This window comes from Acidobacteriota bacterium, assembly GCA_029861955.1.
Lineage (GTDB): Bacteria > Acidobacteriota > Polarisedimenticolia > Polarisedimenticolales > Polarisedimenticolaceae > JAOTYK01.
Window position 1 is genome coordinate 74288 of record JAOTYK010000011.1, and the last position, 12235, is coordinate 86522.

The window sequence follows — 12235 nt, forward strand, 5'->3', positions numbered from 1 at the left end:
TCTGACGGGTCCAATCGCTTGCGGGTTCTGCAGGTCCGGCGTAGTTTGGTTCGATGACCAAGACGACCCAGACGATCCAAGCGCTGCTGCTCTTGCTGGCCAGTTCCCTGGCCATCGCCGACGCCCCTCCCGGCTCGCCACCCGCCGACGCCGCCCGACTTGAAAGCGGGCTGGTCAGCCAGACCCTGAGCCCCGGAGACGGCGCGAGCCCCGAACAGCCCACCGACATCGTCGTCATCCGCTATCGCGCCTGGACCGAGAAGGGCGTGATGTTCGAGGAGGCCGGCTGGGACCGACCTCTCGGGTTGCCCCTGACCAGCGGCCTCGTCGGCTGGCAGGAAGGGGTCGCGCAGATGCAAGAGGGCGAGACGCGACGGCTCTGGATCCCCCAGGAGTTGGCCTTTGCCGGACTGACGGGGAAACCCACCGGGACCGTGATCTACGACATCGAGTTGCTTCATGTGATCTCCAATCCCCCACCCTCACCTCATCGCGCGCCGCCGGAGGCGACGACGACGCCAAGCGGTCTCAGCTGGCTTCGCCTGCGGGACGGCACCGGCGAGGAGGGACCCGGCCGGGAGTCGGTCGTCACCCTGCAACTCACCAGCTGGACGACCAGCGGCAAGCTGGTCGAGAGTACCTACTTCGTCGGCAAGCCCTATCGTCGCGTCCTCGGCAGCGCCTATCTCGGCTTGCAAGAGATCGTTCCGGACATGAGTCCGGGGGAACAACGCCGACTCTGGCTACCCGCAGGACTCGCCTACTTCAGTTACAGCGGAAAGCCGAGGGGCCCGATGGTGTTCGATGTCGAGCTGGTCACGTTCCGCACGCCGGCGAAACGGACCACTCCCGGCCAGGGCCCACGCTAGTCTCGCTTCTTCGCGTGCTCGTCCAACCAGTCGATCATCTCCGCAAGAACATGCAGGATGGACTCCCGCCCACGATAGCCGTGACTCTCGTGGGGGAGCATCACCAGCCTCGCCGATCCGCCGTGTCCCTTGATCGCCTGGAATAGACGTCGGGACTGCATGGGATAGGTCCCGGCGTTGTTGTCGGCCTCGCCGTGAATCAGCAATAGCGGTGCGTCGATCTTGTCGGCGTGCATGAATGGCGAGACGGCGAAGTACGTCTCGGGTGCCTCCCAGAGTGTCCGACGCTCGGACTGAAACCCGAACGGCGTCAGCGTCCGGTTGTAGGCCCCGCTCCGCGCGATCCCCGCGGCGAAAAGATCGGAGTGGGCCAGCAGGTTTGCCGTCATGAATGCACCGTAGCTGTGGCCGGCAACCGCCACCCGCTCACGATCGGCCACACCCATGGCGACGGCGGTCTCGATGGCAGCCTCGGCGGCCTGGACCAACTGCTCGATGAACGTGTCGTTCATGGTCTCGGCATTGCCAATGATCGGCATCGTCGCGCCGTCCATGATCGCGTACCCCTGGCTGAGGAGATGGAGATGCGAGGAGCCTTCGATACGCGTAAAGCGGGATGGACTACCGGTCACCTGCCCCGCGGTGCGGGCATCGTTAAACTCTCGCGGATAGGCCCACACCAGAAGCGGCAGTCGAGTGCCATCCTTGTAACCGGCGGGCAGATAGAGCGTCGCCGACAGGGGCACCCCGTCCGCACGTTCGTACGTCACCAGCTGTTTTCGGACGCCGAGAAGCTCCGGTGCGGGATGTGGAATCGCGGTCAACGCGTTCCAGCGTTTTCCCCGAACGGTGCGCATTCGGAAGTTCGGGGGCGACTTCGGATCTTCGTGCCGAGTGATGAAGCGTGGCCGCTTCCCGTCGCCGACGATCTCGATCACCGCCTCGTAGCTATCCTCGGCGCTCTGCCACAACCGTTCACTCTTGAGCGTCTGAAGATGTTGCCGGTCGAGAAACGGTCGGTCACCCGAAGATGATGCCCCGGCACCGGAGCGATAGATCCATCCGGCACGCTCCCGAATGACCCGCTTGCCACCCGGCCCATGCATCTTCATCAACCGCCCGGGATCTCCGTAGCGATCGCGAACGCTACGATCCTCGATGACCACCGGCGAGGCGTCGGGATCGTCGAGGTGACGGACGGTGACACGAGTCCAGCGACGATCTCGGTCGTATTCGGTCGCGACCACCCGATCGGCCGTGACGAAAAAATCCAGCCGCGTCGCCCGCTGAGGCAATCGGAACAGCGCACGGGGTTCCCCCTCGAAGGGCGCGTCCAGTCGATACCAGGCATCGCGGAAATCGCTCTCGGCCTTCGGATCCCCGCCGTCGAGTGCCTGTGCCCAGAGGAGGGTTGCCGGTGCGGCGGGGAGCCAGCGGACATTTCGTCGCCCGGTATGGACGCCGCCAATCGGCACGCTCTCCTGGAGCGGGAGCGATTCGATCGTCGCGAGCTTCCGATCCTCGACCCGAAGCGCCTTCACGTCTCTCGCGAACTTCCACCAGGGCATCAGATACGAGTAAGGGGCCTTCAACGTGTTGAGCATCAACCAGCGACCGTCGGGCGAGGGGTCGAGATCGACATGAATCGCCGGCTCGCCGTAGAGATCGACCTCGGCGGTCCGTTCGTCCGAGGAGAATCGCAACCGCGCACTCACACCACGGGCGTGATGCTCGAAGAGTGCGACATCGTCGGGACCCGTCAGCAGATCCTGATAGGTCCGGAGGGGTGACGATTCCCCACGACTCTCCTGTATCACCGGACCCGTAAGGCCCTTGCCCGCCACGGGTGTGGCCCCACGTTCGGTCGGAATCAAGACACACCACAGCGAACGGCTATCGGGGGCCCAGGCGAAATCGAAGAAGACCGTGTTCAGACGATCGCTCAGACGGAACGGCGTCGCTCCGCGGCTGGATCTCGAGATCCACAACTCAGTTCCCGATTCCGTCACCTGCGTGAATGCGAAGTGCCGGGAGTCGGGAGCCCAGACGACCGAGCCGATGCGCGGGTTGGATGGCAGCGACACGTCCCACCCCTCACCCGCCGGCAATGAGACAACCTCGATCGCACGATCGAACCGACTCCGATACGCTCCGCCGACCATCGGATCGATCCTCGTCCCCGCCAGTCGCAACATCGGGCGAGCCAACTCGGCAACGGAAGGCAACGCGTCGCGATGGATCAGTAGCATCGTCTTGCCGTCGGGGCTGATCTTCTGCGTCGGCGACGGAGCCGCGTCCACGACCCTGACGACCTCGTCCGGTGGCAATCGATACCCGTCGGCGGAAACCGCACCCCAACCCAACGCAAGAACAAGACTGCAGATTACGATTCGCATGAAGCCTTTCGTGGGGCGATGAGCCCGAAGAGCGTCGGTGTCAGGGTCGCGGTCACGACCGCCAACAGGACGACCTGTGTTTCCAGTGCCGGATCCAGAAGGTTCAGCCGGGAGCCAAGCTTGGCCACGGCGATCACAAGACTGAGACGGGCGGACAGGAGAATCCCGGCGGCGAGCACCTCTCTCGGGGATAGTCCCTTCAGGAACAGCGCGCACGATGCCAGTAGCTTTACCGCGATGGCGACCCCGATCAGCGACAGAGCCCCACGGAAGACCCCCGGTGTCATCAGCGCTTGCAGATCGAACTCGAGACCGACGTGGATGAAGAAGATCGGAATAAAGAAGCCGTAGGAGAAACCGGACAGCTTCCGATCGAGCGCGCCGCGATGTCGGAAGATCATCGCGAACGCGGTGCCGGCCAGGAACGCTCCGAGAATCGACTCCACACCCAGCATGTGCGAGAGACCCACGAAGACGAACATCAAGGCCAGGCTGGCGCGGATGCCGATCTCCGAATTGTCCTCCTCGGAGAACAACCGTTCGAACCGATCCGGGAACCACCACGCCAGACGCCGCAGGGACAACAGCAACACCGCCATCGTCGCGAACAACGCGGGGAATCGAAGGAGATTCCATCCGAGTCCGTTCTCGTGAACCATCGCAAGCAGCGTGGTCCCGATGAGGGTCAGGAAATCGCTGAGGATCGCGGCGATCAGGATCGTCTGACCCAGTGCCGTGGCGGTATGTCGCCCCTCGCGCAGCGTGGGTACGACCAGCCCAACGGACGTGGTCGCCAGGAGTAACGTCACGAAGGGCCCGTGCCCGAGGAGACGGGCACCCTTGTAGGCAAAGAAGAGTGTCAAGACGAAGACCAGCAGGCCGATGCCGATCTGTGAGCCACCCTGCCGCCGGAGTTCGTTGAAGTCGATCTCGAATCCCGATAGGAACATCAGCAACAGGAACCCAAGCTCCGCGAGAAACGCCATCTCCGGTGTTGCGTGGATCCAACCCAGGATCGACGGCCCGATGGCGATGCCGAACAGGATCTCCAGAACCACCGCCGGCAGCCGAAGACGGCTGGCCAATAACGGGAGGACGAATCCCGCCAGAGCGACGACGCTGATCGAAAGCGCGCCGTCCATCAATCAGGCCGGAACAAGGAGTGCGGATGTCCGGGTCCGACCGGCGACCCAGCCACCGATCCCCACGGGGAGGACGAACAGGCGACGTCGGCTTCGGATCCCGAGAACCACCAGGTCGGACTCATCGGCGGCCGCCGCCAGAAGCTTCACCGGATTGCCGCGGCGAATGGTGTGTTGCGCTCCGATTCCGTGGACGCCGGCCTCTTCTTCCATCCAACCGACCGCCGCCCGTGCCTCTCGCGGAGCCGCGGGACCGGCGATAAAGACCGGATCGACGGCGACCAGACCGTGCAGCTCGGCCTTTGAGAACCGCGCGATGTCGATGGCGACACGCATGGCCGCCCGACCGGCCTCGGTACGGCGGGCAGGCACCAGCAATTTTCGATACGGCTGCGTGCCACGGGAGATGAGCACCGGTTTTCCCGTGCGTCGAATCAACTGCAGAGCGTGACGAACCTGCAGCATCCGGCCCGTGATGGATTGGGTGGCGTCTGGAATGACCAGCACGCCTACACTCTCGCCGCCGGGGATCGAGGCCAGGGACGACGATGCGACGCCGTGCACGACCCGTGTCCGCAACTCGACACCCTCCGCGACCCGGGGTGCTCGATCGACGATCCGACGGATCTCGGCCGCTCGCTGTTCCTCGCGAACAGCCATCGCGTCCTGGTGGACCATCAAGAGGGATGATGCCCGTGTCGATCGAACAAACTGCACGGCCTCGGCGAATGCGCCGTTGAGATCGTCTTCCCGGTCGACGGCCACGGCGATTCGCTTGCCGAAATCGAGGGGGAAGCGACTACGCCCCGCGGAGAATGTGCGGACGATCTCGGCGAAGTCTGAGCCGGCACCGACGACGGTGACCGAGTCCCCCGCCTCCATCACCGTTTCGCCGTGGGGGATGATCAACTGATCGTGACGTAGGATCGCACCGACGATCCAACTGGCGGCGCGGAGATCCTTCAACTGTCGTCCACGCACCGGCGAGTCCGCCGCGATGCGAAATTCGATCGCCTCGGCTCGACCATCCGCAAACGCGGTCGAAGACAACCGTCGTGTCTCGAGCCCCAGCTCCAGTCGGCGAGCGGCGAGGGCCTCGGGCGTAACGAAATGCACGCCGAGATCGCGGAATCGATCCTCGTGTTCGACCTCGTTGACGATGGCCGCGACACGACGGATCGAGGCGTCGGCGGCCAGTCGGCAGACCTCAAGATTGAGGTCGTCGTCGGTGCTTGCGGCGACGACTGCGTCGGCCTGTTCCAGCCCGGCGCGCTTCAGGACCACGCGACTGGAACCGTCGCCCTCGATGGTCCGCACCTCGCGGATCTTGCCACAGGCCACGAGCCTGGACGATGACTCGTCCACGACCGTCACGACCCAGCGCTCACCCAGTCGGCGTAGCAGCTGGCGAGCTACGCCACCGCCTCCGACGACGATCGCTTTCATCGATCCCCCAAACAAGCCAACGCGGCCATGCTAACAGGAATCTTTCCGTCGTTGGCGGGCGGATCTTCGGGATTCTCGCCGATTTGACAATCCCCGGAAGCCCCGGATAATGGGATCGCGCGACAGGCTTCGCCGCAAATACAACCGCGAGTGACTGATGGATTCCGTCACGGTCCCCGGGGCCGTCGGGCGGGAGGGTCCGGCGTGATAGAGATAGAAAAGCTCGGAAAGAGCTACGGTTCGCTGGAGGCCCTGCGGGGTGTCTCCACCACCATCGAGCGTGGAGAGATCGTGGGTCTTCTGGGACCCAACGGCGCCGGCAAGACGACGACGATGAAGATCCTCGTCGGTTACCTGCTACCAAATTCCGGCACCGCGCGGATCGACGGATACGATGTCGTCGAGCAGCCGCTGGAAGTACAGAAACGGATCGGCTACCTGCCCGAGAATGCGCCACTCTACGTGGACATGCAGGTCCATGACTTCCTGCAGTTCATGGGACAGATGCGGGAATTGGATCGGGAAACATTGCGCAGGCGCATCGCCCACGTTGCAGACGACTGTGGCATTGAACAGGTCCTGAAGCGGCACATCGGTCATCTGTCAAAGGGCTTCCGCCAGAGGGTTGGCCTCGCGGGGGCCATGCTCCACGACCCGGATCTGCTGATCCTCGACGAGCCCACCTCGGGGCTCGACCCCAATCAGATTGTCGAGATCCGCGACCTGATCCGCCGAATGGGAGAGACCAAGACCGTCATCCTCTCGACCCATATTCTCCCGGAGGTGGAGGCCTCCTGCGATCGGGCGGTCATCCTGATCGACGGCACCATCCGCGCCGACGGCAAGCTGGCCGACCTGACGCGAACACGCACCCAGTCGGTCGAGTTGAAGAGTCAGGATCCTGACGGGACGCGCTCGGCGCTGTCTGCGCTTCACGGTGTCCGCGGGGTCACCTGCGACTCGCTCGGCGACGGCTTCCAGCGGTACCGACTGATACTCGACGGATCTGACGGCCCGGGCGAGGCCATCTTCGACCTCGCACGGCGTCATGAGTGGCGTCTGCGAGAGCTGAGTCGGGACGACAAGACCCTCGAGGATGTCTTCCGCGAGTTGACCTCCGCCAGTCGAGGGGAGGTTTCGGCATGAGCCGCATGCGAACCGTCGCGCGGAAGGAACTCTCGGCGTACTTCAATTCGCCGATCGCCTACGTGTTTTTGCTGGTCTTCGCCGGTGCGGCTCTGTTCACGTTCTTCAACATAGAGGCGTTCTTCGCCCGTGGTCGGGCAGACATGCGTGGGCTTTTCGAAGCGATTCCGTTTCTCACGCTGCTGCTGGTACCGGCGCTGACCATGCGTCTCTGGGCAGAAGAACAGAAACAGGGAACGCTCGAAGTGCTGCTGACCCTCCCGGCGCGGGATCATGAACTGGTGGCCGGGAAGTTCCTCGCGGGACTCGGATTGCTGGCGGCCGGCCTCGCGCTGACGATGATGCTTCCGCTTTCTCTCTCCGTGGCGGGTGTCGGCAACTTCGATTGGGGACCGATCCTCGGCGGCTATCTCGGTGCGCTGTTGCTCGGCGGTGCCTACCTGTCGTTGGGACAGTTCATCTCCGCGCTAACCGAGAACCAGATCCTCGCGTTCATCCTTGCCTTCGTCGTCTGCCTCGCGCTGTTCGGCCTCGGCACGGACCCGTTCACACGTCTGTTCTCCGATCAGACGGCAGGCCTCCTTCGTGCTCTCGGGACCGGCAGTCGATTCTCGAGCATTGCCCGCGGAGTGATCGACTTGCGTGACCTGGTCTACTACGCGTCGCTGACGGCGACCTTCCTGCTCCTCAACGTCTGCGCGCTCCGCGCCAAACGTTGGGCCTAGGAGGCACCGGTGAAGACTCGCAAGAAGCGCATGGCCTCCCTGGGACTCACGGTCCTGCTGACCGTCGTCAACCTCGTGGCGTTCAACTACCTGATCTCCGGGTGGTCGGCGGCACGACTCGACCTGACCCAGGATCGGCTGTTCTCGATCTCCGGCGCGACACGCAACGTGCTGGGCTCGCTGGAAGAAGACCTCACGATCTACGGCTACTTCTCCGAACGCACACATCCGAAACTTGCCCCCCTCGTGCCACAGATCGTGGATCTCCTTGAGGAGTACCGCGCGATGGCGGATGGTCGACTGACTCTCGAGGTCGTCGACCCCAGCGGCGACTCCGACGTCGAGGCGATGGCGGCCGATCGGTTCGGGGTTCGATCGACGCCGTTTCAACTGGCCTCCAAGTACGAGACCGGAATCGTCAACGCGTACTTCGCCATCGTCATTCAGTACGGCGACCAGTACGAGCGGTATGGCTTCCAGGATCTGATCACCGTCGAGCCAACGGCCGACGGAGACATCGACATCTCCCTTCGCAACCTCGAATACGACGTGACACGCGCGATCAAGAAGGTCGTCTATGGCTTTCACGCGACGGCCGACCTGTTCGATCGGTTAGACCAGCCCGTGCGCTTCACGGCCGTGATGACCCCGAGCGATCTCCCCGAGGTTCTGGCGGAGACTCCGGAGACGGTCCGTGCCGCCGTTGCGGAGATCGCGCCGCGGGCCGGCCAGATGTTCGTCTATGAAGAGCTGGACCCCTCGCAAGACCCGGCGCTGGGACAAGAGTTGGCCGATCGTTATGGCATGGCGCCCATGTCGATGGGACTGTTCAGCGAAGGCAGTTTTTACCTCTACGGTCTGCTCGAAATCGACGGTCGAATCGAGCAATTGATGTTGACGGAACCCGATTTGACGGTAGCCACCGTACGCGAACAGATCGAAGAGGCGATCCAACGAAGTCTCCCGGGCTTCCTCACGACCGTCGGCGTCGTCGCGCCAAAGCCCCTGGACATCCCTCCGCAACTTCAGATGCAGATGCAGATGCAGCAGCCACCGCCGGAGTTCGAACAGGTCACGCGATACCTCGGTCAGGACTACGAAGTCGCCGAGGTCGCACTGGCCGACCCGGTACCGAGGAACGTGGATCTGCTGCTCGTCCTGAAGCCGAACGGGCTGACCCGCGGGGCGCTCTACAATCTCGATCAGTATTTGATGCGGGGTGGGCGCGTGGTGCTCTGCGCCGGAACCTACGAGGCGGATTTCGACCAGAGCGGACTGCGAGTCCAACCCGTTGAGACCGGTCTAGAGGACTGGCTTCAGCATCACGGCGTGACTCTGACGCCGACCCTGGTGCTGGATGACCGCAACCAGTCGCTCCCAATTCCCGAGGTGCAGTACACGTCGCTGGGTGCCATCCGGACCTGGGGACTGGCCCCCTACCCCTATCTGGTTCAGGTGCGTGAAGACGGCTTCCTGAACCGTGACATCACCGCGACCCTGGATTCGGTCGGCATCTACTGGGGAAGTCCGATCGAGGTGGATCTGGATCGTGAGGACGTTGACGTCCTGCCGATCCTTCAGTCGTCGGATGCGTCGTGGATCGACGATGACCTGACGAAGGTTGCGCTGTTGGAATACACGGTGCCGGAGGAAGGAACCCAACCACACCTCCTCTCTGTCGCACTCAACGGTCGATTCACCAGCTATTTCGCCGAGCGGCCCGTCCGCGAAGGTGACGACGAACCGGCGATAACGGAAGAGATCGACCTTCCTACCCCTGGAGACGACGGAAGCCTGCCTGCACCGCCGGAGATCCCACTGAAACAGTCTCCCGAGACGCGGCTGGTCGTGGTCGGCAACTCGGAGTTCCTCAGCGATTTCGTGGCCGGTGTTCTTGGGCAGGTCGACGGCGGGTTCTTCGCGGAGAACCTCCGGTTCACCAAGAACATCATCGATTGGGCCACGCTGGACAACGACATGATCGACATCCGCGCAAAGGGTTCGGTCAGTCGGCGACTGGAACCCATCGACGACGGGCGGCGAAAGACCCTGGAGGCGATCAACTACCTCCTCCCGTTGCTGGCCCTCGTCGGACTTGCGACGTGGCGTCGTCTCGGAGGGAAGCGATGACACGGAACCAACGGATCCTGCTGGTCGTGTTGGCGGTTCAGATTCTCTTGATCGTCGTTGTACGCATGCCGATGGGCGAGCGCGGCGTTTCCGCCGGACCCACACCCCTCATCGCCGGGTGGGACGAGCTGGTCCCGACGCGGGTGATGTTCGGGGGCGACGACGACGCTGTCCAGCTGCTGCGAGCCGGCGACGGGTGGCAGGTCGAGGCACTGGACGGTTTCCCGGCCGACGGCGCGAAGCTCGAGTCGCTCCTGACCAAGATCGGCGCTCTCGAGGTACGTCGCCCGCTGGTCCGCAGCGCTCGATACCACGAGTCCTTCGGCGTACGAGAACAGGATGCGGAAGCGAGACTGCGGATCTGGGGCGATGGCAACGACGATCCCGCGGTCGATCTGTTGTTCGGCAACCCGCCCAATTTCGGATCGATCCATCTGCGGCAGGCCGATGAGGACGCCGTCTACGAGGTCCGCGATCTCGCGGCCTACGATGTCTCCGGACCCGCCGGTAACTGGATCGACAAGGACTGGCTGAAGATCGATTCGTCCGACATCGACGGGCTGACCGTCCGCAATGTCTCGGGCAGTTTCACGGTGGTTCGAGGCGACGAGGGCTGGGCCGTCGAGGAACCGGCGGAATTCGCGGGGCAACCACTCGGCGACGACCAACTCGCCGGCCTGCTATCGGATATCAGCGGTCTGCGCATCTCCGATGTTGCCGGTCGTCGCGACGAGACCCTCCACGGGTTCGCAACCGTCGGCGTCCAGGTGGACGTACGACGGCGCGATTCCACCGACCACCGATTCACGCTGCTGGAAATCGGATTGGCGGTCGGCGACGGGAACGACCGACGTTTCGTGGGACGCGACGGAGAGGGCTTCGCCGGGATCGCCCTGGAATCGTCGCTGCAGAGCATCCTCGACCTGGATCTTCGTGCCATGATGGGGGCTAGCCCGCCCAGCTGACTATCCGGCTGTAGGTGAAGCTGGAGTCCGCTTCATGCACCGATGGCTCTCGATCTCCGTTGTCCTCTGCGCTCTCGCATCGCTGATCCTGACCGGTTGTCCGGCCCCCGACAGCGCGGTGACCGCCCCCCGACTGGGTGTCGACTGGCCCTCGTTTCGCGGAATCGACGCGCGCGGCGATGGCGGCGATGTGCCGCTCCCGGAGTCCTGGGATCTTGCCTCCGGGACGAATGTGCTGTTCCGTGTCCCGATTCCAGGACTGGCCCACGCAAGCCCTGTCGTCTGGGAAGACAGGATCTTCATCGCTACGGCGGTCAGCGAGAAGGACGACGTGGGATTCAAACACGGTCTCTACGGTTCGGGCGATGCCGCCGAGGATCGCTGGGAACACGCGTGGCACCTCATCGCCCTGAACAAGCGTGATGGCTCGACGCTCTGGGATGCGGAGGTCCACCGAGGAACACCGACCGACAAGCGACATATCAAGGCGACCTATGCGAACTCGACACCGGTGACCGACGGCAAGATCGTCGTCGCGCTATTCGGCTCCGAGGGTCTATTCGCCTACGACATCGATGGGAACCGACTGTGGCAAGCGGACCTCGGTCGGCTGGATGTCGGCGCCTACGATGCTCCGGACTACGAGTGGGGCTCCGCCAGCTCCCCGATCATCGACGGCGATCGGGTCATCGTTCAGTGTGACACCCAGGGAACGAGCTTCATCGCGGCCTACTCGACGACCGACGGCCGGCTCCTGTGGCGGACAGAACGGGACGCGCTGCCGTCGTGGGGCACGCCCACCATCGTCGAAACCGAGGCCGGGCAGGAACTGGTCACCAACGGCTCACCCAGCGTGATCGGATACAATCCCGAGGACGGGACGGAACTCTGGCGTCTCGGCGGAAGCTCGAACATCACCGCGCCGACTCCGTTTGAGGCCGACGGCCTGATCGTTGTGGCGAGTGGTCGTCGCCCGGAAGCTCCGATCTTTGCGATCCGAGCGGGGTCGCGCGGGGACATCACGCCGGCGGAAGACGGGCGAAGCGAACATCTGGCCTGGAGCCTCTACGCACGGGGTCCGTACATGCCGACTCCGATCGCGTACGACGGCATCCTCTACTCCCTGAACAACAACGGTGTCCTCGACGCCTACCGTATGGCCACCGGTGAAGAGATCTACCGAGAGAGGATTCCCCACGTCGGTGGTGGTTTCAGCGCCTCACCGGTACTCGGTGGCGGACTGCTCTATCTTCCGGGCGAGGACGGCGACGTCTTCATCGTGCGTCCGGGCGAGGCCTTCGAGTTGGTGGCGACCCTCCCGGTCGACGACCTGCTGATGGCCACTCCCGCCATCTCGGAAGGCGTACTGTACATCCGGGGAGAGCGCTACCTTCTGGCTCTGGGCCTGAACTAGAG

Annotated in this window: 9 protein-coding genes; 6 read left to right on the forward strand and 3 right to left on the reverse strand. The window is 63.8% G+C overall.

From position 1 onward, the window contains the following. Window positions 1-53 precede the first annotated feature (53 nt). Complete coding sequence (locus OES25_07220) at window positions 54-869, forward strand: FKBP-type peptidyl-prolyl cis-trans isomerase (protein ID MDH3627432.1); 816 nt, start codon at window positions 54-56, stop codon at window positions 867-869. Here the strand turns inward: OES25_07220 and OES25_07225 are convergent. The 3 genes from OES25_07225 to OES25_07235 are packed head-to-tail and all read right to left on the reverse strand — an operon-like array spanning window position 866 to window position 5853. After that, complete coding sequence (locus OES25_07225) at window positions 866-3265, reverse strand: prolyl oligopeptidase family serine peptidase (protein ID MDH3627433.1); 2400 nt, start codon at window positions 3263-3265, stop codon at window positions 866-868. The genes OES25_07220 and OES25_07225 overlap by 4 nt on opposite strands. Beyond that, on the reverse strand, window positions 3253-4407 hold the full coding sequence (locus tag OES25_07230) for a cation:proton antiporter (GenBank protein MDH3627434.1): 1155 nt from the start codon (window positions 4405-4407) through the stop codon (window positions 3253-3255). The genes OES25_07225 and OES25_07230 overlap by 13 nt, the downstream gene beginning before the upstream one ends. A gap of 3 nt (window positions 4408-4410) precedes the next feature. Continuing rightward, the gene (locus tag OES25_07235) at window positions 4411-5853 is read right to left on the reverse strand and encodes an NAD-binding protein (GenBank protein ID MDH3627435.1); all 1443 of its coding nucleotides are present in this window, start codon (window positions 5851-5853) and stop codon (window positions 4411-4413) included. 204 nt (window positions 5854-6057) lie between these two features. Here OES25_07235 and OES25_07240 point away from each other — a divergent pair, with 204 nt between their 5' ends. From OES25_07240 to OES25_07260, 5 genes are read left to right on the forward strand one after another with little or no spacing between them, the layout of a single operon-like run. Continuing rightward, a complete protein-coding gene (locus tag OES25_07240; GenBank protein MDH3627436.1) occupies window positions 6058-6999 on the forward strand; it encodes an ATP-binding cassette domain-containing protein in 942 nt (313 codons plus the stop codon). Then, window positions 6996-7724, forward strand: a complete 729-nt coding sequence (locus OES25_07245) for an ABC transporter permease (GenBank protein ID MDH3627437.1) — start codon at window positions 6996-6998, stop codon at window positions 7722-7724. The genes OES25_07240 and OES25_07245 overlap by 4 nt, the downstream gene beginning before the upstream one ends. A 9-nt stretch (window positions 7725-7733) precedes the next feature. Beyond that, a complete protein-coding gene (locus OES25_07250) occupies window positions 7734-9854 on the forward strand; it encodes a GldG family protein (GenBank protein MDH3627438.1) in 2121 nt (706 codons plus the stop codon). Then, on the forward strand, window positions 9851-10819 hold the full coding sequence (locus tag OES25_07255) for a DUF4340 domain-containing protein (protein ID MDH3627439.1): 969 nt from the start codon (window positions 9851-9853) through the stop codon (window positions 10817-10819). The genes OES25_07250 and OES25_07255 overlap by 4 nt, the downstream gene beginning before the upstream one ends. A 34-nt stretch (window positions 10820-10853) precedes the next feature. Then, a complete protein-coding gene (locus tag OES25_07260; protein MDH3627440.1) occupies window positions 10854-12233 on the forward strand; it encodes a PQQ-like beta-propeller repeat protein in 1380 nt (459 codons plus the stop codon). Window positions 12234-12235: the final 2 nt, after the last annotated feature.